Source organism: Streptomyces sp. RK9 (genome assembly GCF_045070545.1).
Classification (GTDB): Bacteria; Actinomycetota; Actinomycetes; order Streptomycetales; family Streptomycetaceae; genus Streptomyces; species Streptomyces alboflavus.
Genome location: NZ_CP173703.1, coordinates 2425622 through 2449636, shown reverse-complemented (window position 1 = coordinate 2449636; position 24015 = coordinate 2425622). Strand labels below are relative to the sequence as shown.

At 73.1% G+C, this 24015-nt stretch carries 22 protein-coding genes; 9 read left to right on the top strand and 13 right to left on the bottom strand.

From position 1 onward, the window contains the following. Positions 1–12: 12 nt before the first annotated feature. The 4 genes from AB6L24_RS09815 to AB6L24_RS09800 all read left to right on the top strand — a co-directional run bounded on the left by AB6L24_RS09815 (position 13) and on the right by AB6L24_RS09800 (position 3401). A complete protein-coding gene (locus AB6L24_RS09815) occupies positions 13–1350 on the top strand; it encodes an MFS transporter (protein ID WP_405654257.1) in 1338 nt (445 codons plus the stop codon). After that, complete coding sequence (locus AB6L24_RS09810) at positions 1347–2354, top strand: TolB family protein (protein ID WP_405654255.1); 1008 nt, start codon at positions 1347–1349, stop codon at positions 2352–2354. The genes AB6L24_RS09815 and AB6L24_RS09810 overlap by 4 nt, the downstream gene beginning before the upstream one ends. A 73-nt stretch (positions 2355–2427) precedes the next feature. After that, positions 2428–2898: a RidA family protein gene (locus tag AB6L24_RS09805; protein WP_405654253.1), complete on the top strand. Its 471-nt coding sequence runs from the start codon at positions 2428–2430 to the stop codon at positions 2896–2898. Continuing rightward, positions 2895–3401, top strand: a complete 507-nt coding sequence (locus AB6L24_RS09800; protein ID WP_405654251.1) for a GNAT family N-acetyltransferase — start codon at positions 2895–2897, stop codon at positions 3399–3401. Before AB6L24_RS09805 ends, AB6L24_RS09800 begins: the two co-directional genes overlap by 4 nt. Here AB6L24_RS09800 and AB6L24_RS09795 read toward each other — a convergent pair. The 4 genes from AB6L24_RS09795 to AB6L24_RS09780 form a co-directional block, all read right to left on the bottom strand. Then, positions 3383–4465 carry a glycoside hydrolase family 6 protein gene (locus AB6L24_RS09795; RefSeq protein ID WP_405654248.1) on the bottom strand — a complete coding sequence of 361 codons (1083 nt, stop codon included), beginning with the start codon at positions 4463–4465 and terminating at the stop codon, positions 3383–3385. The two genes, AB6L24_RS09800 and AB6L24_RS09795, sit on opposite strands and share 19 nt — an antisense overlap. 508 nt (positions 4466–4973) lie before the next feature. Further along, on the bottom strand, positions 4974–5921 hold the full coding sequence (gene pip / locus AB6L24_RS09790; RefSeq protein WP_405654243.1) for a prolyl aminopeptidase: 948 nt from the start codon (positions 5919–5921) through the stop codon (positions 4974–4976). A 19-nt stretch (positions 5922–5940) separates the two neighbouring features. Next, on the bottom strand, positions 5941–7470 hold the full coding sequence (locus tag AB6L24_RS09785) for a YfcC family protein (protein ID WP_405654241.1): 1530 nt from the start codon (positions 7468–7470) through the stop codon (positions 5941–5943). Beyond that, complete coding sequence (locus AB6L24_RS09780) at positions 7467–8855, bottom strand: M20/M25/M40 family metallo-hydrolase (protein ID WP_405654238.1); 1389 nt, start codon at positions 8853–8855, stop codon at positions 7467–7469. The genes AB6L24_RS09785 and AB6L24_RS09780 overlap by 4 nt, the downstream gene beginning before the upstream one ends. A gap of 144 nt (positions 8856–8999) precedes the next feature. Between AB6L24_RS09780 and AB6L24_RS09775 the strand changes: the two genes are divergently transcribed. Further along, positions 9000–9473, top strand: coding sequence for an RNA-binding S4 domain-containing protein (locus AB6L24_RS09775; protein WP_405654236.1), 474 nt, complete (start codon positions 9000–9002; stop codon positions 9471–9473). 112 nt (positions 9474–9585) lie between these two features. Here the strand turns inward: AB6L24_RS09775 and AB6L24_RS09770 are convergent, their stop codons facing one another. Next, positions 9586–10587, bottom strand: a complete 1002-nt coding sequence (locus tag AB6L24_RS09770; protein ID WP_405654233.1) for an acyltransferase domain-containing protein — start codon at positions 10585–10587, stop codon at positions 9586–9588. A gap of 77 nt (positions 10588–10664) precedes the next feature. On the opposite strand from AB6L24_RS09770, the gene AB6L24_RS09765 reads away from it, so the two are divergent. Continuing rightward, positions 10665–10922 carry a DUF6343 family protein gene (locus tag AB6L24_RS09765; protein ID WP_087883658.1) on the top strand — a complete coding sequence of 86 codons (258 nt, stop codon included), beginning with the start codon at positions 10665–10667 and terminating at the stop codon, positions 10920–10922. Between the two features lie 66 nt (positions 10923–10988). Here the strand turns inward: AB6L24_RS09765 and AB6L24_RS09760 are convergent, their stop codons facing one another. The 4 genes from AB6L24_RS09760 to AB6L24_RS09745 form a co-directional block, all read right to left on the bottom strand. After that, a complete protein-coding gene (locus AB6L24_RS09760) occupies positions 10989–11390 on the bottom strand; it encodes a tetratricopeptide repeat protein (protein WP_087883659.1) in 402 nt (133 codons plus the stop codon). Positions 11391–11487: 97 nt separating this feature from the next. Beyond that, the gene (locus AB6L24_RS09755; RefSeq protein WP_405654228.1) at positions 11488–11868 is read right to left on the bottom strand and encodes a DUF3592 domain-containing protein; all 381 of its coding nucleotides are present in this window, start codon (positions 11866–11868) and stop codon (positions 11488–11490) included. Positions 11869–11907: 39 nt separating this feature from the next. Beyond that, on the bottom strand, positions 11908–12519 hold the full coding sequence (coaE, locus tag AB6L24_RS09750) for a dephospho-CoA kinase (protein WP_405654225.1): 612 nt from the start codon (positions 12517–12519) through the stop codon (positions 11908–11910). Between the two features lie 48 nt (positions 12520–12567). Next, positions 12568–13506, bottom strand: a complete 939-nt coding sequence (locus AB6L24_RS09745; RefSeq protein WP_030362926.1) for a PAC2 family protein — start codon at positions 13504–13506, stop codon at positions 12568–12570. Positions 13507–13835: 329 nt separating this feature from the next. On the opposite strand from AB6L24_RS09745, the gene AB6L24_RS09740 reads away from it, so the two are divergent. After that, the gene (locus AB6L24_RS09740) at positions 13836–14810 is read left to right on the top strand and encodes a right-handed parallel beta-helix repeat-containing protein (RefSeq protein ID WP_405654221.1); all 975 of its coding nucleotides are present in this window, start codon (positions 13836–13838) and stop codon (positions 14808–14810) included. A gap of 159 nt (positions 14811–14969) precedes the next feature. Here AB6L24_RS09740 and rpsA read toward each other — a convergent pair whose 3' ends face one another. Continuing rightward, positions 14970–16475, bottom strand: coding sequence for a 30S ribosomal protein S1 (gene rpsA / locus AB6L24_RS09735; RefSeq protein WP_030362924.1), 1506 nt, complete (start codon positions 16473–16475; stop codon positions 14970–14972). 390 nt (positions 16476–16865) lie between these two features. Here rpsA and AB6L24_RS09730 point away from each other — a divergent pair, with 390 nt between their 5' ends. Together AB6L24_RS09730 and AB6L24_RS09725 are read left to right on the top strand one after the other, a co-directional pair. Then, positions 16866–17708 carry a class I SAM-dependent methyltransferase gene (locus AB6L24_RS09730; RefSeq protein ID WP_405654218.1) on the top strand — a complete coding sequence of 281 codons (843 nt, stop codon included), beginning with the start codon at positions 16866–16868 and terminating at the stop codon, positions 17706–17708. A gap of 157 nt (positions 17709–17865) precedes the next feature. Continuing rightward, on the top strand, positions 17866–20721 hold the full coding sequence (locus AB6L24_RS09725; protein ID WP_405654215.1) for an ATP-dependent RNA helicase: 2856 nt from the start codon (positions 17866–17868) through the stop codon (positions 20719–20721). Positions 20722–20755: 34 nt separating this feature from the next. On the opposite strand, the gene AB6L24_RS09720 is transcribed toward AB6L24_RS09725, so the two are convergent. The 3 genes from AB6L24_RS09720 to AB6L24_RS09710 all read right to left on the bottom strand — a co-directional run bounded on the left by AB6L24_RS09720 (position 20756) and on the right by AB6L24_RS09710 (position 23871). Then, complete coding sequence (locus AB6L24_RS09720) at positions 20756–21754, bottom strand: DUF3068 domain-containing protein (protein ID WP_405654212.1); 999 nt, start codon at positions 21752–21754, stop codon at positions 20756–20758. Positions 21755–21765: 11 nt separating this feature from the next. Then, entirely contained in the window at positions 21766–21900 is a 135-nt protein-coding gene (locus AB6L24_RS09715) for an SPW_0924 family protein (RefSeq protein WP_106983515.1), read from the bottom strand. Between the two features lie 198 nt (positions 21901–22098). Beyond that, a complete protein-coding gene (locus tag AB6L24_RS09710) occupies positions 22099–23871 on the bottom strand; it encodes a lytic transglycosylase domain-containing protein (protein WP_405654208.1) in 1773 nt (590 codons plus the stop codon). Positions 23872–24015 lie beyond the last annotated feature (144 nt).

Below are 24015 nucleotides of genomic sequence, written 5' to 3'. Positions count from 1 at the left end.
GGTGTCGCGCACATGTATCTGGCCACCACGGACGCGGTCGCCACGGCCAAGGACAAGAAGAAGGGCGAGGGCGACAACGCCACGCAGGGCAGGGGGCGCAAGGGGCGCGGGCGCGTCACCGGCCCCGTCCTCGCACTCGGCGCCGTCAGCCTCGTCACCGACATCTCCTCGGAGATGGTCGCGGCGATCCTCCCGCTGTACTTCGTCCTCGGCCTCGGCCTGTCACCGCTGGCGTTCGGTTTCCTCGACGGTCTCTACAACGGCGCCTCGGCGTTCGTACGGCTCCTCGGCGGGTACGCGGCCGACCGCGGCGGGCGGCACAAGCTCGTCGCGGGCTCCGGGTATCTGCTGTCCGCGCTGTCCCGGCTCGGGCTGCTGCTCGCGGGCGGTGCGACGGCCGGGATCGGGGCGGCCATCGCCGCGGACCGCCTCGGCAAGGGCGTGCGGACGGCGCCACGGGACGCGCTGATCTCGCTGAGCAGCCCGCCGGACGGGCTCGGCCGGGCGTTCGGCGTGCACCGGGCGATGGACACGACGGGGGCGCTGCTCGGCCCGCTCGCGGCGTTCGCGCTGCTGTGGGTGACGGCGGACGCGTACGACGCGGTGTTCGTCGTCAGCTTCTGCTTCGGGCTCTTCGGGGTGCTGCTCCTGGTGGCGTTCGTGCCGGGCCGGGGGGCGCTGCCCGCCGCGCCCGCCGCGGCACGGGCGTCCCGCCCCCGCAAGGCACTCACGCTCCTGCGGGTCCCCGCCTTCCGCCGTATCTGCGCGGCCGCCGCGCTGCTCGGCGCGGCGACCGTCGGGGACGCCTTCCTCTATCTGCTGCTCCAGCGGCGCCTGGACTTCGCGGAGAGCTGGTTCCCGCTGCTCCCGCTCGGTACGGCGGCGGTGTATCTGCTGCTCGCCGTGCCGGTGGGGCGGCTCGCCGACCGCGTCGGACGGCGCGGCCCGTTCCTCGCGGGGCACGGCGCGCTGCTCGTCGCGTACGTCCTGCTGCTCCTGCCCACCGGCGGCCGGACGCTGCTCGTCGGGGTGCTGCTCGCGCTCGGCGTGTTCTACGCGGCGACCGACGGCGTCCTGATGGCCCTGGCCACGCCGTGCCTGCCGGAGGGACGGCGGGCGAGCGGCATGGCGGTGCTCCAGACGGGCCAGGCGCTCAGCCGGCTGCTCGCGGCTGCGGGGTTCGGCGCGGCCTGGACCCTGTGGGGCATCGGCGCGGCCCTGACGTGCGCGGCGCTCGCGCTGACGGTGGCGCTCGCGGGCGGGGCGGCGCTGCTGCGGTCGACGGAGGTCACGCCGGAGAAAGCATCACCCCTCGAAGAGCCGCACGCACCCCCGGAAGGCACCCCATGACCCTCACCCCGCCCGAGGCGTCCACCCGCCTGCGCGTCGTCTCCGTCGTGGCGGCCGCCGCCCTGCTCGCCGCCGTGGCCGTCACGTACACCGTGCGCGCCGTCCACCGGGCCGAACCCATCGCCTCCAGCTCGGAGTTCGCCCTCGACCCCGGCCACCTCTACTTCCGCTCGACGCAGTCGGGAGCGGGCCGCGTCGCCCGCCTCCCCGCGTCCGGCACCGGCCCCCGCACCCCCAACGGCCCGTCCTGCGAACGCTTCTACGCCGCCGGGGGCACCGCCCTGTGCCTGCTGCGCCGTCCCGGCATCCCGCCGAAGTCGTACGCCGTGGTCCTCGACGAGCGGCTGCGCGAGAAGCGGCGCGTGGCGCTCACCGGCATCCCGAACCGGGCGCGGGTCTCGGCGTCCGGCCGGATGCTGTCGTGGACGATGTTCACCACCGGCGACTCCTACGCGGGCGGCAACTCGTCCTTCTCCACCCGCACCTCGATCCTCGACACCCGCACCGGCTACCTGGTCAAGAACATGGAGGAGATCCCCCTCACCCTCGACGGCCGCCGCTACCACTCCCCCGACGTCAACTACTGGGGCGTCACCTTCGCCCGCGACGACAACCGCTTCTACGCCACCGTCTCGACGAAGGGCAAGACGTACCTGGTGCGGGGCGACATGCGGAAGTGGTCGGCCCGCGCCCTGCGCGAGAACGTGGAGTGCCCGTCCCTCTCCCCCGACAACACCCGCCTCGCCTTCAAGAAGCGGGTGCGCGGCGGCACGAAGAACCCCTGGCGCCTGTACGTCCTCGACCTGCGCACCCTGCGCGAGCACCCCCTCGCCGAACGCCACAGCGTCGACGACCAGGCGGCGTGGCTGGACGACGACACACTGGCGTACGCGCTGCCGGGCCGCGAGGGCCGCAAGCAGGACATCTGGACGGCACGGGCGGACGGCACGGGCAGGCCCGAGCTGCGGGTGCCGGGCGGGAGTTCACCGGCGCGGGTGCGCTGAGCCCCGCCGGCTCCGGGGTGGGCGCCCCGAAATCCGGATGCGCCCACCCCGCCCGACACCGCACGATGCCCCCATGACCTCCGACTCCACCCCCGCCGCACCCACCGGCCCCGCCACACCCGCCACCTCTGTCCAGCGAACCGTCGTCCCCAGCCTCTTCCCGCCCCCCGGATACGCCCACGCGGCCGTGGTGGAAGCCGGTACGCGCCTGGCGTTCATGGCCGGTTCCGTCCCCCTGGACCCCGACGGCAACCTCATCGGCGAGGACGACCCGGTCGGCCAGGCGCACCAGGTCATCGCCAATCTCGACGAGGCCCTGCGCGCCGTCGGCAGCGACCTGTCGCAGGTGGTGGCGAGCACGGTGTACGTCGTCGGGGACGAGCCCGAGGCGCTGTCGCGGGTGTGGGACGTGGTCCGCGCCTCCGAGCTGCTCAGCGAACGCCCGCACACCTCCACGCTGCTCGGCGTGACCGTCCTCGGCTATCCGGGCCAGCTGGTGGAGATCACCGTCACGGCCGTCGTGCCCGCCGGTCCTGACGCGTGAGCCGCCCCGCCGCGAGCGTCACCCTGCGCCCCGCCACCGAGGCGGACGCGCGGGCCGTGGCCGACGTGTACCTGCGCTCGTACGACGCCGCGCTGCCGACGGTGCGCCGCGCCCACTCCGACGACGAGGTCCGGGACTTCTTCCGGTACGTGGTGGTGGGCCGCGGCGGCACCTGGGTCGCGGAGGCGGCGGGCGAGGTCGTGGGCATGATGGTCCTGGAGGCCCCCGAACCGAGCCCGGCCTCCGCACCGGAACAGGGTCCCGCGCCGACGGACCTGAGCCAGCTGTACCTGGCGCCCGAGTGGCGCGGCCGGGGCATCGGCGACCGCTTCGTCGCCCTGGCCAAGGAGCAGGCCCCCACCGGCCTCTGCCTCCACACCTTCCAGGTCAACGAGCCCGCGCACCGCTTCTACGAACGCCACGGCTTCACGGCGGACGCCTGGACGGACGGCGCGGACAACGAGGAGCGGGAGCCGGACGTCCGCTACGTCTGGCGCCCCTGAGCAGGGGGAACGTCCCGCGCACCGGCGACATCGGCATCACTGGTGTCCCCGGTGTCGCCGGTGTCGCCGGGGAGGCCTGGTGGCGCCAGGCTCACCAGGTGCGTGCCGCGTGCCCGGACGGCGAGGCCTAGGGCGTACTCCGGCCACCACGTCCCGGCGGCGGGCCCGCCCCGGCAGGTGCCGTCCGACTCTCCCGGCCGCTTGATCCACAGGTAGGCGTCGACGGCGGGGTCGCCGGTGCGGGTGGTGGGCGGGGTGCCGAGGGCGCGTCCCGGCGGGTTGCACCAGGCCTTGTCGGCGCCTGTGTAGGGCCCGTTGCCGTTGCGGCTGGTGTCGACGACGAAGTGCTTGCCGCCGCCGAGGGCGCGGGCGATGCGGTGGCCGTAGGCCGTGCTCTCCTCGGTGGTGCGGTAGTTGGAGACGTTCAGCGCGAAGCCGTCGGCCCGGTCGACACCGGCCTGGCGGAGCGGTTCGACGAGGCGGCTCTCCTGGGGGATCCAGCTCGCGTTGCCCGCGTCGAGGTAGACCTTGGCGCCGGGCTGCTGCTTGAGCCGGGCGACGGCGTGGGCGAGCAGCGCGTACCGCTCGGTGGCATCGGCGCCCTCGCAGCCTGCGACTTCCTGGGCCACGGCGTCCGGTTCGACGATGACGTACGCGGTGTGCGTGCCGATGCCGTCGGCGAAGGCGTCGATCCACGCGCGGTAGTGCGCGGCGTCGCGGGCGCCGCCCGCCGAGTAGTCGCCGCAGTCGCGGTGCGGCACGAAGTAGGCGACCAGCACGGCGGTACGCCCGGCCGCTGCGGCCTTCTCGACGTACCCCCGCACCACGTCCCGGGTGCCGCCCGTGCCGTCCGCGCTCGCCACGGTGTCCTCGTACAGCCACTCGGCCTGGGCGCGGGTGGCGATGCGGCCCATGAACCAGGCGTCGGCGAGCCGTCCCCGCTTCTGCCACTCGACCACCTGTCGGGCGGCCGAGGTGTCCGGGTTCACCCAGAACTCCACGTCCCCCGGTGCGCGACCGGCGTCCGCGGCAGCCCCCACGCCCCCGGACAGGGCGAGCCCCACCAGAGCGGCACCGCTGACAACCCCCCGCGCCAGCCTCCCTCGCACCACAGGCCGCTCCACTCGCCAGGCGCCGGCGCTCTCCCGGCACATTGCGCAGAACGTGCCCATCATTCCCCCCGACCTGCCCCCCACCCCAAAAATTCACCCCGACGGCGGCCACCCCCGATACGGCGCTTCGCGCCTCGTCCTCAAACGCCGGACAGGCTCTCTCCCACCCACCCCGCCCCCACCAGTACTTCGGCCGAACAACAGCCCGGCACCTTCAGCCCCGAAACGGCCTCACGCCGCAGCACCTCTCCACCCCACCCCGCGGCACCTTTCAGCCCGCCTCGCAGCACCTTCCGGCCCACCCCGGCTGTATTTCAGCCCGTCCGGCGATTGAGGACGAGGCGCGGAGCGCCGATTCGAGGGAGGACTGTCCCACCCGCCACGGGACGCCTGCCTACGGGGTCCAGGGGCGAAGCCCCGGGATCGGAGAAGGGGCGGGACCGGGGCGCACCGCGAGGGACTACCGGAACCCGTCCGTAGCCCGAACCACCGCAGAGGCAATCCCCTCGGCCCCCGCGTCATGCCCCACATCCCCCACGACGACCAACTCCCCGTCCCCCCAGCCCAGCTGCAAGCGCCACGGCACGCCCACCAGATTCCCGAAGTCAAGACTCCCCTGCACCACCACCCCCGGAATCCCCCGCAACGCCCCCGCGTCCCGCAGCACCACCCCGTCCTCCCCCAACCAGTGCCCGTTGGCGAAGTAGTGGGTGACGGTCCGGGCGAACCCGGCCCGGAACACCGGGTCCTCGTAGCGGGCGACGGACCGCGGCGCGGCCATGGCGATGGCGGTCTCCCAGTCGGTCCAGGCCCGCGCGGCCCGAGCCCGCACCTCCGCGTCCCCGGAGGACAGCAACCGCAGGTAGGCCTCGGCGAGATCCCCGTCCCGGTCGGCCTCCGGCACCCCGTCCCGGAAGGCCGCCCACGCCTCGGGGAACACCCGCCCGAGCCCCCGGGTGAGCAGGTCGACCTCGGCCTGGCTCCCGGTGGCGAGCCCGGTGAGGACGAGCTCGGACACCCGGTCCGGGTAGGTCTGGGCGTAGCGGAGGCCGAGCACCGACCCCCAGGAGACACCCCAGACGAGCCACCGCTCGACGCGCAGGTGCCGCCGCAGGAGTTCGAGGTCGGCGAGCAGGTGCTTGGTGGTGTTGACGCCCATGTCGGTGGCGGGGTCGCTCGCGTGCGGCGTGGAGCGCCCGCTGCCGCGCTGGTCGAGCAGCACGATGCGGTAGGCGTCGGGGTCGAAGTAGCGCCGGAATCCGGGGGTGCAGCCGGACCCGGGCCCGCCGTGCAGGAGCACGGCGGGCTTGCCGAGCGGGTTGCCGCAGACCTCCCAGTACACGCGGTTGCCGTCGCCTACGTCGAGCATGCCGTGGTCGTAGGGCTCGATCTCCGGGTAAAGACTCATCCCGGCACGGTAGCCGCCCTCAGGTGAGCGCCGCGCCGACGGCCACGAAGCCACAGATGAGGACGAACAGGATGGCGAGCAGCGGCCATACGAACCGCAGGTACTTGTCGTAGCCGACCTTGGCGAGGGCGACCCCGCCGATGGTGACGGCGGTCGTCGGCACCCACAGGTTCATCCAGCCGCTGGCAGCGGCCCAGGCGGTGACGACGACGGACCGGGAGACGCCGGCGAAGTCGGCGAGGGGCGCGAGGATCGGCATGGCGAGGGTGGCGTGCCCGGAGGTGGAGGGGATGAGGAAGGCCAGCGGCAGGTTGACGAGGAAGACGATGATGGCGAAGAGCGCCGACGACGTGCCCTTCACGACGCCCTCGATCGAGTGCAGCACGGTGTCGGTGATCCGCGAGTTGTTCATGATGACCGTGACGCCGCGCGCGAGCACGATGACGAGCGCGGGCGAGATGAAGTCCGCCGCGCCCTGGATGACGGTGGAGCTGAGCCTCTGCTCGCCCATCCGCGCGACCAGGCCCACGAGAACCGCCGCGCACAGGAACAGGGCGGCCAACTGCGGGAAGGACCAGCCGAGTTCGAAGCCGTACGGCTCGGCGTCCGCGTCGCCCGTCAGGGCGCTGGACCACGGCACCACCGAGAAGATCATGAACGCGAAGACCAGGGCGACCGCGACCAGGATGGCCTTGTGCAGCCGCGTCAGCTCGGGCACCTCCCCCGACCGCTCGGCGGCGGCGCCGTCCCGGTCGCCCGGCAGGAACCCGCTCAGGGACCGCTCGGGGTCCTTCTGTACGCGCCGGGCGTACCGGATGACGTACGCGACCGTGACGCCCGTGAGCACCAGCCACATCGCGAACCGCAGGACGATGCCGTCGCCGAGCGAGATGTCCGCCGCGGACGAGGCGACGCCGGTGGCGAAGGGGTTGACGGTCGAGCAGAGGACGCCGATGCCCGCGCCCAGGATGATGGCGCCGACGGCGGTCATCCGGTCGTAGCCGAGGGCGAGCATCAGCGGCACGATCAGGCCGTAGAAGCCAAGGGTCTCCTCGGCGAAGCCCTCCACGGTGCCGAGGACGGAGAAGACCACCATGACGCCCGCGATGAGCATGGCGCCGCGTTCGCGCAGCTTGTGGGCGAGCCGTCCGATGCCACGGTCGAGGGCGCCGGTGGCGAACACGACGGTGATGAACGCGCCGATGGCGAGGACGAAGAGGAAGACGCCCGCGCTGCCGTACAGCTCACCGGTGAGGTCCGGGCCGACCTGACCCGACTCGGTGTCCTGCACGCCGTACAGGCCGTTGACGGGGGCGAGGAAGAGGTCGTTGAGGCGGTCGACGAAGGACTGGTCGTCGGGGACGCGGTGGTAACTGCCCTGGACGGGCGCGCCCTTGTCGTTGCGGTCGTAGGCGCCCGGCGGCACCAGGAAGGCCAGCAGCCACACGGCGACGGTGACGATCGCGAGCACGGTGAGGGCGCTGGGGAAGGTGAACCTGCTCTTGGGCGCGGGCTCCTCGGTGCCCGGCTCGGTCGTGGTGGTGCTCACGCGCGGCTCCCGTCGCCGCCGCGGGCGGCGGCCGCGTACTCCCGTACGAACGCGCCCATCGCGACCACCGTGTCGCGCAGCTCCGAGAGCAGCACGCGCTCGTTGGGGGCGTGCAGGTTGCACATGCTGTCCTGCGCGCCGAAGAGCAGCACCTCGGCGCCGGGTGCCGCCTGCGCGAGCCCGTTGACGAGAGGGATGGACCCGCCGGTCGCCACGTACGCGGCCTCCTTGCCCCAGGCCTCCTTCAGGGCGGTGAGCGCGGCGCGGTAGGCGGGGCCGCCGGTCTCGGCCTCGTAGCCGGGGCCGGTGTCGCCGGGGGTGACGGTCAGCGGGACGCCGAAGGGGCGCAGCGAGCGCAGATGGTCGACGAGGCGCCCGCGCGCCTCGACCGGGTCCTGCCGGGGGTGGAAGCGCAGGTTGAGCTTGGCGCGGGCGTACGGCACGACCGCGGACGCCGCGTGCTCGACGCCCGGTGCGTCCAGGCCGATCACGGTGATCGCGGGCCCGCTCCACAGCCGCTCGCCGAGCCCGCCGCTGCCGATGAGCGGCATCCCCTCGCGCACCCCGGCGAGCGACCGGAACTCCTCTTCGGTGTACGAGGTCCCGGCCCACTCCTCCCGCCGCAGCCCCTCGACGGCGACGTCCCCGTGCACGTCGTGCAGCGTGGCGAGGGCCTTGAGCAGCACGAGCAGCGCGTCGGGGGCGGCGCCGCCGAACTCGCCGCTGTGCCGCGGCTCGTCCAGGGTGCGCACCTCGACGACGACCTCGGCGGCGCCGCGCAGGCCGGTGGTGAGGGTGGGGGTGCCGGGGCGGAGGTTGCCGAGGTCGGCGATGACCATGGCGTCGCAGGCGAAGCGGTCGGGGTCGGTGGGCGGATAGCCGTCGAAGGCGCTGCCGTACTCCTCCTGGCCCTCGACGACGATCTTGACGCCGACGGGCGGGCGGCCGCCGTAGGCCCGGAGCATCCCGATGTGCGCGATGACGTTGGACTTGTCGTCGGCGATGCCGCGCGCCCGCAGCCCACCGCCGTCTCCGCCTCCGTCTCCCTCGATGGGTGTCGGCTCGAAGGGCGGCGACCGCCACAGCTTCTCGTCGCCGGGCGGCTGGACGTCGTAGTGCCCGTAGAGCAGCACGGTCGGGGCGCCGGGATCCGGTGGCGGGATCTCGCCGTAGACGACCGGCGCGGTGTCCGGCAGGTCGAGGCGCTCGACGTGCGGCACACCGGCGTCGCGCAGCAGCTCCGCGACCAGGTCGTGCGCTTCCTGGACCGGTCCGTCCGGGAACCCGGGGAAGGCGATGGAGGGGATCTCGGCGAGCCGGACGAGGTCGGCGCGCAGGCCGTCCATCAGTCCGTCGACCGTGGTGGCGAGCTCTTCGGGCGTCATGGGGGCACCTCTGCGATCTGAGGGGCGGACGGATGAGTGATTTGCCATGAATGGCCCGAATTATCGAGTGCGGCGGCGCGCGGATTCCGGACGGCTCGCCGGGCAGCCGGGCTCCCCGCACCGATGCCGCACTAAGGTCGACGCATGGCTTCGGAGACTTCACCGGGCACGGGCGGCGGCACCGTGCGCGTCGACAGCTGGATCTGGTCCGTGCGGCTGGTCAAGACCCGCTCGGCGGGCGGGGCGGCCTGCAAGGGCGGCCATGTGCGGGTCAACGGCGAACGCGTGAAGCCCGCGCACGGCGTGAAGGAGGGCGACGAGGTCCGGCTGCGCCAGGCGGGCGGCCGCGAGCGCGTCGTGATCGTCAAGCGCCTCATCCGCAAGCGGGTCGGCGCCCCCGTGGCCGTCGAGTGCTACGTGGACAACAGCCCGCCCCCGCCCCCGCGCGAGGCCGTGGCCCCCGCGGGCATCCGCGACCGAGGCACAGGCCGTCCCACCAAGCGCGACCGCCGCGACATGGACCGCCTGCGCGCCCTCAACTCCCGCACGGGCCCGACGCTTTCGGCCAGGCCGAGGCCGGTGGACGCGGGCGAGGATCTCAGCCCGTCCGGCGATTGAGGACGAGGCGCGAAGCGCCGATTCGAGGGCGCCCCCGTCCACGGCAACGGGACACCCATCCCCGGGGCCCGGGGCGGAGCCCCGGTTACGGGAAGGGGCGGGCTCGGGGACGCTACAGCGGAAACCACCCATGGCCTTCGTACCAATGCCCCCCACCCCGCAAGTGATCCCCCACGGCCCGCTCCACCCGCGTCCGCCGAGGCAACGTCGCCACCTCCAGCTCCCGGTCCCCGAAGACGAACCCCACGGGCAACCGGTCGTCGGGCTCCTGCCCGGCATACGTCTCCGCGAGCCGGAACCGCTCCTGGAACCGCACGATGTTGGCCGCCCCCGGCAGATACCGCTTCAACTGCGGATCGAGCAGCCACGAGTGACAGACGACCACGTCGTACCGCTCCCCGGGAAAGTGCCGGGGAAAGAACTCCCGGGCCCACTCCACGGACCGCTCGCACGCGGCGTCGGACATCGGCCCGAGGAAGTCGGGGATGTGCACGCTCAGGCACGGATCCCCGGCGCGGGCCCCGATCCCCGACGCGGCGACGTCGGCCGCCATCCGCTCCCCGAGCACCGCCCGCTGGAACTGCAACCGCCCCAACTGGTAGAGCTCACCGCGGAAGTGCAGCGCGTGCCAGCCGGGCACGGGCACGCCCCGGGTGCCGTGGCGCCGACGGTGGACGGCCATGTGCCGCCCCAGGTCGGCGAGGGTGCGCCGGGACACGTCTGCGGGGATGCCGTGGCGCCGGTGGTAGTCCCGGACGTCGGGCAGCGCGGCGAGGAAGACGAAGACGTGGAAGCAGCTGCCCAGGTCGCCGAGGCTCGCGGGCAGGACGGGCAGCCGCACGTCGGACCCGGGCTCGCCCAGGTCCCGCAGCAGCGCGCCGACGCACCGGGCGAGGAGCCGGCGGGCGTCCGGGTCGCCGAGGATCCGCGCCCGCAGGCCGAGCAGCGCGTTGATGTCCTCGTGCGGCACGGCGAGGTCGAGGAGGACGTCGGGCAGGTCGTCGGTCTCCGGCAGGACGACGTCGGCGACCGGCGCGCCCGGGTCGTCGAGCGCTTTCAGCCAAGCGGCGAGCGCCTCGTCGTGCTCGGCCGCGGCCCGCAGTGCGTCCAGCACGGCTCCACCTGCCCCTCGGTCGGCCCTTCCGTTCACCCCGTACCGGGTGGACCCTGGAAGGAGGAGATGACGTTTCCATGCGCACAGGCAGTGAACCGGTGACGGCGCGCAGTCCGCTGCGCATGCGCTTCTGGTTCAGCGTATGGGGACTGGTGTGGGCGGCCGCGGGCACGGTGGCGTTCGCGCTCGCCGGGCGCACCGCGTGGGCGGTGGCGTGCGGGGTGCTGTGCCTGGTGGTGGTCGTCGACATGACGCTGGTCGTACGGCACATCCGCCAGGGCGCGCATTTCCAGCCGGGCCGGGACGTGCCGCCGTACGACCCACCTCGAACCTGACCCCGCGGCGCGCGGCCCGACGACCCCACGACCCGGCGCCCCGGCGCCCCGGGCAGCCCCGACGGCCTAGCTGCCGCCCGCCTCCCCGGGCCCGGCCTCGCCGGTGGCCTCGTCGAACCGCGCCGCCGCCAGGTACTCCGGCTGCGGGTCGAGCGCGGCGGCGAGCCGGAAGTGGCGGCGGGCCTGGTCGGGTCTGGCGGCACGCTCGTAGGTGCGGGCGAGGGCGAAGTGCGCGAACGCGTTGTCCGGCTCGCGCTCCAGGACGATGCTGAACTCCAGCTCGGCGGCGCGCAGTTGCGCGGAGGCGAAGAAGGCGCGGGCACGCAGGAGCCGCGCCGCGGTGTTCTCCGGATGCGCGGCGATGACGGAGTCGAGCAGCTTCACCGCACCCCGCGGATCCCGGGCGGCGAGCAGTTGCTCGGCCGCGCGGAAGTCGATGACATGGCTCTCCGGGCTGCTTTCGGGCACGCCGGACTCCTTCCCTCACTCCTCAGCGTCAACACACCACCCGATCCGGCATATTCCGCGGCCGGAAAGGACCCGCACACCCGGCCGCGCCCCCGGGTCAGCCCGCCATCCCCAGCGCGAGCCCCACAATCGCCAGGCTCGCGCCCGCCGCCACGAAGGCCCAGTCGAGGCCGCGCCGTTCCCGGCCGATGAGCACGACCTCGCGCGGGTCGTCGGCGTCGTAGGCGATGCGCACGCGCTCCCCGGTGCGCAGGGGACGCCGCCGGTTCGGTGGCACCGGTGAGACGACTTCGAGGACGCGCCCGTCAGCGGTCTCGAACTGCAGGGTCGGCCGGTCGGCGCCTTGCAGCACGGCCTTGACCAGGGCGTCCGTGATCTCACCCGCCTCGGTGAGGTGCCGGGTGCGGTGCAGCCCGTACGCGCCCGCGAGCAGCGCGACGAGCCCGCCCAGGGTGGTGAACGCCGCCAGTACGACCACAAGACTCGCCCTTCTCGCCGCTGTCCCGGCTCTCGCGCGCTACGCCGCCCGGGCCCGCTGCCGCAGGTCCCGCCACACCTCGTCGACGCGCGGCACGAGCCGCTCCAGGGGCCCGTCGTTGTCGATGACGAGGTCGGCGATCTCCAGGCGCTTCTCGCGGGTGGCCTGGGCGGTCATCCGCGCGCGGGCGTCGTCCTCGGTCATGCCGCGCAGCCGCACCAGGCGGTCGAGTTGGGTCTCGGGGCGGGCGTCGACGACGACCACGACGTCGTACAGCGGCGCGAGGCCGTTCTCGGCGAGCAGCGGCACGTCGTGCACGACCACGGTGTCGTCGGCGGCCTCGGCGGCGGCGCGCTCCAGTTCCGCGGAGCGGGCGCCGACCAGGGGGTGCACGATCGCGTTGAGCGCGGCCAGCTTCTCCGGGTCGGCGAAGACGATCGCGCCGAGCTTCGGACGGTCGAGGGAGCCGTCGGCGGCGAGGATTCCGGGGCCGAAGGTCTCCACGACCGCGGCCAGTCCCTCGGTGCCGGGCGCCACCACCTCGCGGGCGATGCGGTCGGCGTCGACGAGGACGGCGCCCCGCTCGACGAGCAGCCGTGACACTTCACTCTTGCCGGCACCGATCCCGCCGGTCAGCCCCACTTTCAGCATGACCGGCAGCTTATGCGCCCGCCCTCCCCCTGTCTGCCGGAACCCCCGTCAGCCGTCGCCCTCGCGCTCGGCGAGGAAGCGCTCGAACTCGCGGCCGATCTCGTCCGCGGACGGGATGTCGACGGGCTCGGCGAGCATGTTGCCGCGCGCGTCGGCGCCCGCCGCCGCGTCGTACTGGTGCTCAAGGCCCTGGACGAGCGCGACCAGTTCCTCGTCGCCCTCCTGGACCTGCCGGTCGATCTCGGTCTGGGTGCGGTGCGCCTCGGTGCGCAGCGCGTGCGCGACGCCGGGAAGCACCAGGCCGGTGGCGGCGGTGATGGCCTCCAGGACGGTCAGGGCGGCGTCGGGGTAGGTCGAGCGGGCGATGTAGTGGGGGACGTGCGCGGCGACGCCGAGCACGTCGTGGCCGGCTTCCGCGAGGCGGTACTCGACCAGCGCCTCCGCGCTGCCGGGCACCTGCGCCTCGTCGAAGGGGCTGGCGTGGCCCGGCACCAGGTCCGTGCGGTTGCCGTGCGGGGTGAGGCCCACGGGCCGCGTGTGCGGTACGCCCATGGGGATGCCGTGGAAGTTCACCGAGAGCCGCACGCCGAGCCGTTCCACGATCTCCCTGACGGCCGCGGCGAAGCGCTCCCACTCTATGTCCGGCTCGGGGCCGGAGAGCAGCAGGAAGGGCGCGCCGGTGGCGTCCTGGAGGAGGCGGACGTCGAGCGTCGGCACCTCGTAGTCGCTCCAGCGGTCGCGCCGGAACGTGAGCAGCGGGCGCCGGGCGCGGTAGTCCACGAGCCGGTCGTGGTCGAAGCGCGCGACGACCTGCCCGGGAAGACTGTCCGCGAGCTTCTCGACGACCTGGTCGCCGGTCTCGCCCGCGTCGATGTATCCGTCGAAGTGGTAGAGCATGACCAGACCGGCCGACTCCTGGGCGAGCGCCATGTCGACAACAGCGAGGCCCTTCGGCTCCCATGCGTACAAACCCTGCGGATCTAGCACTGTGACCGCTCCTCCTCGTGTTCATTGAGCAGAACGCGCCTCGCGGGGCGGGCATTCCCCTGTCCGCGCATTCACAGCCACGGCTGATCCGTTTCCTACGACCATGCCACCCGAGTTCGCATCCTTGAACTCGCCGAGCACCACGGGGAGTTCGGCACACACCCCACTCTCACCACGCCGTTTCCACCCCTCCAGGTACAGACCTTGACGCGAACATGCCTCACCTCTACCGTCACGAAGCAGCACAGTGTTCAGACTGAAGTCCACAGTTCATGTACAAGAACCCACTCACTCATCAGAGCAGCCACCAACGGGAAGGCAACCCCACGATGCGCACCCGCTTCCTCATCGCCGCGCTCGCCGCCACCACCGCCACGGTCGGCCTCACGGCGGCCGCGTACGCGACTCCGGCACCCTCGGCACCCCGCCCGGCCGCCACCATCGACGTCTCCACGGCCGCCCAGCTGAAGTCGGCGCTCGGCTCGGCGGGCCCGGGCGACACGATCCGCCTCGCCGACGGCACGTACTCGGGGAACTTCAAGACCGCGATCGCCGCGAGCTCCGGCTCCCGGATCACGCTCACCGGCTCGCCGAAGGCCGTCCTCACCGCGGGCGGCGGCTACGGGCTGCACCTGAACGGCGCCTCGTACTGGACCGTCAAGGGCATCACCGTCACCGGCGGCCAGAAGGGCATCATGATCGACTCCGCGAAGGGGGTCGTGGTGGACGGCGTGACGGTCCACGGCCTGGACATGGAGGGCGTCCACTTCCGCAAGTCGAGCACCGACGGCGTGATCAAGAATTCGAGGATCTACGACACGGGCAACGACAACCGCGGCATGGGCGAGGGCGTGTACGTCGGCAGCGCGGGCGGCCTCTCCGACAAGAGCGACAACGTCCAGATCCTGGACAACGTCATCGGCCCGGACGTGGGCGGCGAGGCGATCGACCTCAAGGAAGGCACGAAGAACGGGAGGGTCTCCGGCAACACCTTCGACGGCAGGGGCCTGACCGGCAACAACTACGACGACTCCTGGGTCGACGTGAAGGGCAACGGCTACGTCGTCGAGGGCAACACCGGCAAGAACACCACGAACAACGGCTTCGAGACCCACACCCAGCAGTCGGGCTGGGGCTGCGGCACGGTCTTCCGCGACAACAAGTCCGACCTGACGGGCGCGTCCGGCGACAAACAACTGGCCATCAACGTGACGAACAACAGCGCGAGCTGCAAGACAACGGTCCACGCAAGCAACACGGTGAAGGGCGGCAAGGGCCTGACCAACGTCCCGGTCACACCGTAGAAGCCCCGTAAGGGGCGCGGGGAACTGCGCGCCCAGCCCCCACGCACCCGCAGGAACAGCGAAACCCCGAGCGCGAAGCGCACAAGAAAACACTGTGGGCCCGCACCAAAAGGTGCGGGCCCACAGTGCTCAGCTACCGCCTAAGAGAGCGGCGCGCGGTCAGCTCTGACCGCCGGCCAGCTTCTCGCGCAGAGCGGCAAGCGCCTCGTCCGAAGCAAGCGCACCGGAGTTGTCCGGGCCCTCGGAGGAGTACGAGCCACCGCCGGAGGCGGCGGGAGCCGCACCGGCCGGAGCCTCGTTGCCACCCTCGGCCGCCGCCTGGGCGTCGGCCTCGCGGGACTTGATGACCTGAGCCTGGTGCTGCTCGAAGCGCTGCTGCGCCTCGGCGTACTGGGTCTCCCAGGCCTCGCGCTGGGTCTCGTAGCCCTCGAGCCAGTCGTTGGTCTCGGGGTCGAAGCCCTCGGGGTAGATGTAGTTGCCCTGGTCGTCGTAGGACGCGGCCATGCCGTACAGGGTCGGGTCGAACTCGACGGCCGACGGGTCGGCGCCGAAGGACTCGTTGGCCTGCTTCAGCGACAGCGAGATCCGGCGACGCTCGAGGTCGATGTCGATGACCTTGACGAAGATCTCGTCGTTGACCTGGACGACCTGCTCCGGGATCTCCACGTGGCGCTCGGCCAGCTCGGAGATGTGGACCAGGCCCTCGATGCCCTCGTCGACGCGCACGAACGCACCGAACGGAACGAGCTTGGTGACCTTACCGGGAACGACCTGCCCGATCTGGTGCGTGCGGGCGAACTGCTGCCACGGGTCTTCCTGCGTCGCCTTGAGCGACAGGGAGACGCGCTCGCGGTCCATGTCCACGTCGAGAACCTCGACGGTGACTTCCTGGCCGACCTCGACAACCTCGGAGGGGTGGTCGATGTGCTTCCAGGAGAGCTCGGAGACGTGGACGAGACCGTCGACGCCGCCGAGGTCCACGAACGCACCGAAGTTGACGATCGAGGAAACGACGCCGGAGCGGACCTGGCCCTTCTGCAGGGTCGTGAGGAAGGTCTGGCGGACCTCGCTCTGGGTCTGCTCGAGCCAGGCACGGCGGGACAGGACCACGTTGTTGCGGTTCTTGTCCAGCTCGATGATCTTGGCCTCGAGCTCCTTGCCCACGTAGGGCTGAAGGTCGCGGACACGGCGCATCTCGACCAGGGAGGCCGGGAGGAAGCCGCGGAGGCCGATGTCGAGGATGAGACCACCCTTGACGACCTCGATGACGGTACCGGTGACGATCCCGTCCTCTTCCTTGATCTTCTCGATGGTGCCCCAGGCACGCTCGTACTGGGCGCGCTTCTTCGAGAGGATCAGGCGGCCTTCCTTGTCCTCCTTCTGGAGAACAAGGGCCTCGATCTCGTCACCGACGGCGACGACCTCGTTCGGGTCGACGTCGTGCTTGATGGAGAGCTCGCGGCTCGGGATGACGCCTTCGGTCTTGTAACCGATGTCGAGCAGGACCTCGTCCCGGTCGACCTTCACGATGACGCCGTCGACGATGTCGCCGTCGTTGAAGTACTTGATCGTCTCGTCGATCGCGGCGAGGAAGGCTTCCTCGTTACCGATGTCGTTGACCGCTACCTGCGGAGTGGTGGCGGTGGTCTCGGTGCTGCTCGTCATGTGGGAAAGGGCTCCGGTACGGACATTGAAGTCGTAGGTACTGCTTACGCCGGAGCCCGTTTCGCTCTGCAGAAGCCGGACAGCCTAGGAGACGCGACTTCCTGGATTCCCGAAGGAAACGGAAAGCGCCTCGACAACCGAGGGGACATACAACAGACGCGAGCGCAACCTGCTATGTCTGAGGAACGCAGGCCCGCAGCGCAACTTGTAGCATACGGGGGCTGTCGTACAGGGTCAATGCGCGAAGGCGCACACCCGGGGCGGATCGCCGCATACCCGGCACAAAACGTGTTGCATGAGGCCACACCGGCCGCATCGCGCCCTGCCGCGACGCACCCGCCGACGCCGGACGCCACCGTAACGACGACGTCAGACGGCACAGTAACGACGATGGAGCGGATCATCCAAGAGCCCGACGCACCCGAGGCACCGGAACCTGAGGCCACCCGGCGTGACGCCGATGTCACGGAGAGCAGCCGCGCCAATCGCGGCTGGTGGGACCGGAACGCGGACGAGTACCAGATCGAGCACGGCACGTTCCTCGGGGACGACCGTTTCGTGTGGGGCCCCGAGGGGCTCGACGAGGTGGAGGCGGAGCTGCTCGGCCCGCCCGAGGAGCTGAAGGGCAAGGACGTCCTGGAGATCGGCGCGGGCGCGGCCCAGTGTTCGCGCTGGCTCGCCGCGCAGGGCGCCCGGCCGGTGGCCCTCGACCTCTCCCACCGCCAGCTCCAGCACGCGCTGCGCATCCAGGAGGGCTTCGGGGCCCCGGTGCCGCTGGTGGAGGCCGACGCGGGCGCGCTGCCGTTCGCAGACGGCTCCTTCGACCTCGCCTGCTCCGCGTACGGGGCGCTGCCGTTCGTCGCCGACCCGGTGCGGGTGCTGCGCGACGTGCGCCGGGTCCTTCGTCCGGGCGGCCGGTTCGTCTTCTCCGTCACGCACCCGATCCGCTGGGCCTTCCCGGACGAGCCGGGGCCCGAGGGGCTCTCGGTGGCGGCCTCCTACTTCGACCGCACACCGTACGTCGAGCAGGACGAGCAGGGGCGCGCGGTGTACGTGGAGCACCACCGGACGGTCGGGGACCGGGTGCGGGACGTGGTCGCGGGCGGGTTCCGCCTGGTGGACCTGGTGGAGCCGGAGTGGCCGGCGTGGAACACGCAGGAGTGGGGCGGGTGGTCGCCGCTGCGCGGGAACCTGATCCCCGGGACGGCGATCTTCGTGTGCGAGCGGGACTGAGGTTGTCCTTGGTCCGTGGGTGGGTCCGTGGGTGGGTCCGTGGGTGGGTCCGTGGGTGGGGCTGAGGCCGTCTCCCGACCTCGGCCCCGGTCCTGGGCCACGGTTCCGGTTCGGGCCTCGGTTCCGGCGGCGCGTCGTGGCGTACGAGACTGGGGGCGTGATCCGTGACGACGCCCTGAGACTGCCCGTGCGCGAGGCGCTGCCCGCTCTGCGCGATGCCCTGGACGGGCCGGGGTGCGCCGTGCTGTGCGCGCCGCCCGGCACGGGCAAGACGACGCTCGTGCCGCTGGCCCTCGCGGGTCTCGTGCCGGGGCTCGGTGCCGAGGACGGTCCGGTACGCCGGGTCGTGGTCGCCGAGCCGCGGCGCATCGCCGCCCGGGCCGCCGCACGGCGGATGGCGTGGCTGCTCGGCGAGAAGGTCGGCCGGAGCGTCGGCTACACAGTGCGCGGCGAGCGCGTGGTGGGACCGCACACACGCGTGGAGGTCGTCACCACCGGAGTGCTGCTCCAGCGCCTCCAGCGGGACCAGGAGCTCGCGGGCGGTGGCGGGGTCGACGCCGTGGTGATCGACGAGTGCCACGAGCGGCATCTGGACGCGGACACCGTCGCCGCCTTCCTGGTCGACGTGCGCGAGACGCTGCGGCCCGAGCTGCGGCTCGTGGCCGCGTCCGCGACGACGGACGCCGAGGGGTGGGCGCGGATCCTCGGCGGGGCGCCCGTGGTGGAGGCCGCGGGGACCGCTCACCCCGTGGACGTGGTGTGGGCGCCGCCCGCGCGGCCCGTACGGCCGCCGCACGGCATGCGCGTCGATCCGGCGCTGCTCACGCACACGGCGTCCGTGGTGCGGCGGGCCCTTCGGGAGCGGGACGGGGACGTGCTGTGCTTCCTGCCCGGGGTCGGCGAGATCGGGCGGGTGGCCGGGCAGCTCGGGGACCTGGGCGGCGTCGAGGTGCTCCAGGTGCACGGGCGCGCCCCGGCCGCCGTGCAGGACGCGGTCCTCGCGGGCGGTGAGCGGCGCCGCGTCGTCCTCGCCACGTCCGTGGCCGAGTCGTCCCTGACGGTGCCGGGGGTGCGGATCGTGGTCGACTCCGGCCTCGCCAGGGAGCCGCGCGTCGACCATGCGCGCGGGCTCAGCTCCCTCACCACCGTGCGGGCCTCGCAGGCGGCCGGGCGGCAGCGGGCGGGGCGGGCCGGGCGGGAGGCGCCGGGGGCGGTGTACCGGTGCTGGGCGGAGGCCGAGGACGGGCGGCTGCCCCGGTTCCCCTCCCCCGAGATCAAAGTGGCCGACCTGACGGCGTTCGCACTCCAGGCCGCCGTCTGGGGTGACCCGGGCGCGGCCGGGCTCGCGCTGCTCGACGTGCCGCCCGCCGGGGCGATGGCCGCCGCGCGGGACGTGCTCGTCGCGATCGGCGCGGTGGACGGGGTGACGGGGCGCGCCACCGGGCGGGGCGTACGGCTGTCCCGGGCCGGGGTGCACCCTCGGCTCGCCCGGGCCCTCCTGGACGCCGCGCCCCGGGTCGGCGCCCGGCGGGCCGCGGAAGCCGTCGCCCTGCTCAGCGAGGAGCCTCCCCGGGAGTACGGGGACGACCTGGCGGCGGGCCTGCGGGCCGCCCGGCGGGGCGCCGACGCCTATGCTGCGCGCTGGCGGGGCGAGGTGGGGCGCCTCACGTCGGCCGCCTCCGCGTCCTTCGGCGACGGCGGGCCGACCGACGCCGCGCCCCTCGCCGGGGAGACCGTGGACGCCACCGCCGCGTCGGCGCCCGCGCGGCACCGGGAGCCGGGGGCACCCGACGCCGACGCTCCCCCGGGCCCGCCGAGCCCCCTCGGCGCTCCGTCGGCCCACGCCACGCCCGGCACCGGCGGCACCGTCGGCCCCGCCGCCGCGTCGGCGCCCGCGCCTTCGGCGCGGGACCTCTCCCACCCACCCGCCCATGACCCGGCACCGGGGTCACCCAACGCCGACACTCCCCAGCGCGGGTCGGACGGCCACACCTCGGTACCGGGAAACCCAAGCACGCACGCCCCCGACGACCTCGTGGTCGGCCTCGTCGCCGCCCTCGCCTTCCCCGAGCGCGTTGCCCGGCGCGCCGACGACGGGACCTACCTGATGGTCGGGGGGACCCGGGCCGAGGTGGGCGGGGGGTCGGGGCTCGCGGGGGCCCGGTGGGTCGCCGTGGCTGTGGCTGATCGGGCCGCGGGGGCGGGGCATGCGCGGGTGCGGCTCGGGGCCGTCGTCGACGAGGGGGTCGCGCGGGCGGCCGCCGCTTCGACGTACGCCGAGGGTGACGAGGTCGCGTGGGTGGACGGGGATCTGGTGGCGCGGCGCGTGCAGCGGCTGGGCGCGGTGGAGCTGGTGGTGCGGCCGATCAAGGAGCCGGACGCCGGTCTCGTACGGGAAGGACTGGTGGAGGGGCTGCGGCGGGAGGGGCTCGGGCTGCTGCGGTGGAGCCGGGACGCGGGCGCGCTGCGCGACCGGCTGCGGTTTCTGCGGCGCCACCTCGGGGAGCCGTGGCCGGACGTGTCGGACGCGGCGCTCCTCGCGCGCGCCGACGACTGGCTCGAACCCGAGCTGGGCCGGGCCAGGCGCCGCGCCGACCTGGGCCGGATCGAGGCCGGGCAGGCCCTCATGCGGCTGCTGCCGTGGGCCACGGGCGAGGCGGTCCGCCTGGACGCGCTCGCGCCGGAGCGGGTGGAGGTGCCGAGCGGGTCACGGGTGCGGGTCGACTACACCGACCCGGAGCAGCCCGTTCTCGCCGTGAAGCTGCAGGAGATGTTCGGGCTCGACGACACCCCGCGCGTGGCGGGCGTACCGCTCCTGGTGCATCTGCTGTCCCCCGCGGGGCGCCCGGCCGCCGTCACCGCCGACCTCGCCTCCTTCTGGCGCGACGGCTACCGCGCGGTCCGCGCCGAGCTGCGCGGGCGCTACCCCAAGCACCCGTGGCCGGAGGATCCGGCCGGGGCGGCGCCGACCCGGCACACCAAGGCCCGGCAGGAGCGCGCCCAGCGGGGGTGAGCCCGGCGGCGCCGCCCGCCGCCCGGGCCGGGGGTCACGCGTTGGCCGGCTGCGGTTCCGGCTCCGCTTCCGCCGCCGGTGCCGGGTCGCCGGGCCTGCGGCTGCGGGCCTCCAGCCAGAGGGAGAGCGCGAGCAGCAGCCCGCCGAGGCCCAGGAAGCCCCAGGGGAGGTACGAGGTCAGCAGGAGCACCAGGACGCGCTGGGACTTGACCAGGTCGACCGTGCTCTTGATGTAGTCCTCGCGCATCTTCACGTGCCCGGCGAAGACGGTGAGCCGGTCGCGGTCGCCGAGCAGGGTGCCGCCGCGCAGTTCGTTGCGCTGGATCTCCTCGCCGTAGACGGGCGCCCCGGTGGTCGGTTCGACCCAGAACTTGCGGACCGTGGTGTACCAGCGGGTGGTGCCGGTCTTGGCGAGGGACTCCGGGGTGATGTCCTTGACCGGCATCGTCTTGGGGAAGGGGACCTTCGTCCAGGGGATGGTCTGCTCGAAGTAGTAGACCTTCACGCCGCGGAAGGTCCGGGTGCCCTTGTAGTGGATGGGCCTGGTGATGCGGGCCTGCGCGTCGAAGTACTCGTAGTCGCGCTTCTCGGTCAGGAAGGGCCACTTGAACTCGATGCCCTCGCGCTTGACGGGGTCGCCGTCGACCATCTCGCCGGTGGCGTGCACGGGCTCCTGGCTGTGCGCGTCGAAGATGTACCGCTCGGGGATCTTGGACACCATCTTGCCCTTGGAGTCCTGTACGTAGGAGAGGGCGTCCCAGACCACGACGTCGCGGTCGGCACTCTTCTCGATCTTCTCCGAGGCCTCCACGTTGCCCTTGAGGGTCTGCACGATGGTGACCTTGGGGACCTTCTCGGCCTTCATCGTGCTGTAGTCGATGAGCGTCGCGTCCTTCGCCTCCAGGACCGCGTCCTGGTACTGGCTCGGCGGGATCTTGGCGAGGCGCGGGAAGGCGTACCAGCGCATGAGCGGGGACATGGCCGCGCAGAACACGGCGAAGGCGAGCAGGACCAGGCTGGCCTTGCGGCGCATCTCGGCCCTCCCTACGGGTGCTTGGGGACGGTGGTGAGCAGCGGCTTGGGCGAGGTCTCGCCGGACGGGGCGCCGACGGCCGTGATCGTCAGGACCAGGGCGAGGGCGACGGCGAGGCCGGTGGCGGCGGCGATGAGGGCGCGCATGCGGGCCTCCCGAGGCGGCTTGAACCGGGACGTGAACCAGCAACTGACTGTGCGTCAGAGCGGGGGCACCGTAGCAACGGACAGGCCAGATGAGAACACGTTGCACACACGCCGACCGCCCCCGGCCCGTGGTGGGCCGGAGGCGGTCGGGTGCTGCGTGCGGGCGGTGCTCGCGCCGGGGCGCGGGCGGGTGGCTGGTTACGCGGTCGGCGAGGCGGACGCGGTGGGCGAGGCCGACGGCGAGGCGGGCGCGGCCACCTTCAGCTCGACGGTGAGGGTGGCGCCGCCGTTGGTGACGATGCGCAGGAGGTACGTCCCGGCGGTGTCGTCGGCGTACATCTTCGGCAGCAGGAGCTTGCCGTCCTCGTCGGTCTTGAGGCCCTTCAGGGTGCGCACGGGCTTGCCGTCCGCGCCCTTGAAGTAGGGGCCCTTGTCGTTGGCGGTGCCGTCCTGCGCCGACTTGACCATCGTGGCGGTGGCGGCGACGCCCGCGGCGCTCTCGCCCTTGTACGTCGCCTTGACCTGGACCTGGTCGGCGAACTCCGTGCCGGGCTCGCAGACCAGCGCCTTGTCGCCGACGCGCTCCAGCTCGTCGGCCTGGCGGGCGGTGACGGTCGCGGGCACCTCGACGACGGTCAGGGAGCGGTCCACGACCCGGGCGCGGACGGTGAACTCACCGGTCTGCTCGCCCGCCTCGATGACGGGCGCCGTGGCCGTGCCGCTGCCGGTCGTGGTGACCGTGACGCTGCGCGCGCCGCCCTCGAACCGGGTGTCCGTGTCGCCGGAGATGGTGAAGCGGACCTTGACCTTGGGCACGCCGAGGCCGGTGCGGTTCTCCGCCTTGGCCGCGACCCGTCCGGCGAAGGTGTCGCCCGCGGTCGCCGTCAGCTTCGCGGCGCCCGCGTTCTGAAGGCGGCTGACCTGCTCGGACGGCTTCGGGGGCTTGGGCGGCTTCGGGGGCTTGGGCTTGCCGGGCTTGTCCGGCGGCTTCGGGGTCCCGGGGCTCGTACCGGGCTTGTCCGGCTTGTCCCCGCCGGGCGTCTTGCCGGGCTCCTCGGGCTCGGGCAGTTGCTTGGGCGGGGTGCTCGGCGGGGGCGTGGGCCGCAGCGGCGGGGTCGACGTGCCGGGCGAGGGCCGGTTCTCGTCGCTGCGGTCGTCGGGCAGGACGCCGGTGCCGTCGGGAACCTCGTGGGTGCCCTCGCGGTAGTACTCCAGCCACGAAAGGACCGTGTTCAGGTACTCCCTGGAGCGGTTGTAGCTGAGGATCGCCGCGTGCAGGTCGTCCTTGTCGGCGAGGTCGCGGCCGCCCGCGCACAGGTAGTGGGCGGCGCCGAGCGCGGCGTCGTAGATGTTGTTCGGGTCCTTCGCGCCGTCGCCGTTGCCGTCCTGCTTCCAGCTCGCCCACGTCGAGGGGATGAACTGCATCGGGCCGACGGCGCGGTCGTGCGTGGTGTCGCCGTCGAAGGCGCCGCGGTCGGTGTCGGTGATCTTCGCGAAGCCGTTGCCGTCGAGGACCGGGCCGAGGATGGGCGTGAGGGTCGTGCCGTCGGCGTCGACGCGGCCGCCGCGGGCCTGTCCGGACTCGACCTTGCCGATGGCGGCGAGCAGTTGCCAGGGCAGGTTGCAGCCGGGCCGGGACTCGCGCACGGCCGCTTCGGCCTTCTTGTACGCGTCGAGGACCGTGGCCGGCAGGCCCGCTTCCTTGTCGCCCATGGCCACGCCGCCACCGGGCTTGGAGCTCGGCGGGACGGGGCTCTTCAGCGGTGGCAGGTCCGTGTAGTACGGCGAGTCTCCGGTGGCGGAGTCGCCGTCCGGGGACGGCGTGGTGTCCGCGGCGCCCGCCCGGTCGTCCCGCGCCTGGTCGTTGGTCGCGCCCGGGGCCTGCGAGGCGGCCAGCGCCGCCACCGCGGCGGCGGCGACCGCGGTGGTCACCGCGGTCCTGCGCACCCGACTGCCGAATACCGCCGCCATGTCCGTGAACCCCTCCCCTTGACGACCCGGCCCGTTCGTCCCGGCGCACCCGCGCGCCCTTGACGGAACGACTCAGGCGACACTACGACAACTTCCGGAGCCCAGACACCCGTTCGTGCCCGATTTTCCCGTCTTGGCGCGTCA

What these genes read in the sequence shown, in the direction of transcription:
- AB6L24_RS09775 (WP_405654236.1), top strand. Translation starts at nt 9,000, where the DNA reads ATGGCTTCGGAGACTTCACCGGGCACGGGCGGCGGCACCGTGCGCGTC.
- AB6L24_RS09780 (WP_405654238.1), bottom strand. Translation starts at nt 8,855, where the DNA reads ATGACGCCCGAAGAGCTCGCCACCACGGTCGACGGACTGATGGACGGC.
- coaE (WP_405654225.1), bottom strand. Translation starts at nt 12,519, where the DNA reads ATGCTGAAAGTGGGGCTGACCGGCGGGATCGGTGCCGGCAAGAGTGAA.
- AB6L24_RS09765 (WP_087883658.1), top strand. Translation starts at nt 10,665, where the DNA reads ATGCGCACAGGCAGTGAACCGGTGACGGCGCGCAGTCCGCTGCGCATG.
- AB6L24_RS09805 (WP_405654253.1), top strand. Translation starts at nt 2,428, where the DNA reads ATGACCTCCGACTCCACCCCCGCCGCACCCACCGGCCCCGCCACACCC.
- pip (WP_405654243.1), bottom strand. Translation starts at nt 5,921, where the DNA reads ATGAGTCTTTACCCGGAGATCGAGCCCTACGACCACGGCATGCTCGAC.
- AB6L24_RS09715 (WP_106983515.1), bottom strand. Translation starts at nt 21,900, where the DNA reads ATGCGCGCCCTCATCGCCGCCGCCACCGGCCTCGCCGTCGCCCTCGCC.
- AB6L24_RS09720 (WP_405654212.1), bottom strand. Translation starts at nt 21,754, where the DNA reads ATGCGCCGCAAGGCCAGCCTGGTCCTGCTCGCCTTCGCCGTGTTCTGC.
- AB6L24_RS09710 (WP_405654208.1), bottom strand. Translation starts at nt 23,871, where the DNA reads ATGGCGGCGGTATTCGGCAGTCGGGTGCGCAGGACCGCGGTGACCACC.
- AB6L24_RS09730 (WP_405654218.1), top strand. Translation starts at nt 16,866, where the DNA reads ATGGAGCGGATCATCCAAGAGCCCGACGCACCCGAGGCACCGGAACCT.
- AB6L24_RS09815 (WP_405654257.1), top strand. Translation starts at nt 13, where the DNA reads ATGTATCTGGCCACCACGGACGCGGTCGCCACGGCCAAGGACAAGAAG.
- AB6L24_RS09810 (WP_405654255.1), top strand. Translation starts at nt 1,347, where the DNA reads ATGACCCTCACCCCGCCCGAGGCGTCCACCCGCCTGCGCGTCGTCTCC.
- AB6L24_RS09740 (WP_405654221.1), top strand. Translation starts at nt 13,836, where the DNA reads ATGCGCACCCGCTTCCTCATCGCCGCGCTCGCCGCCACCACCGCCACG.
- rpsA (WP_030362924.1), bottom strand. Translation starts at nt 16,475, where the DNA reads ATGACGAGCAGCACCGAGACCACCGCCACCACTCCGCAGGTAGCGGTC.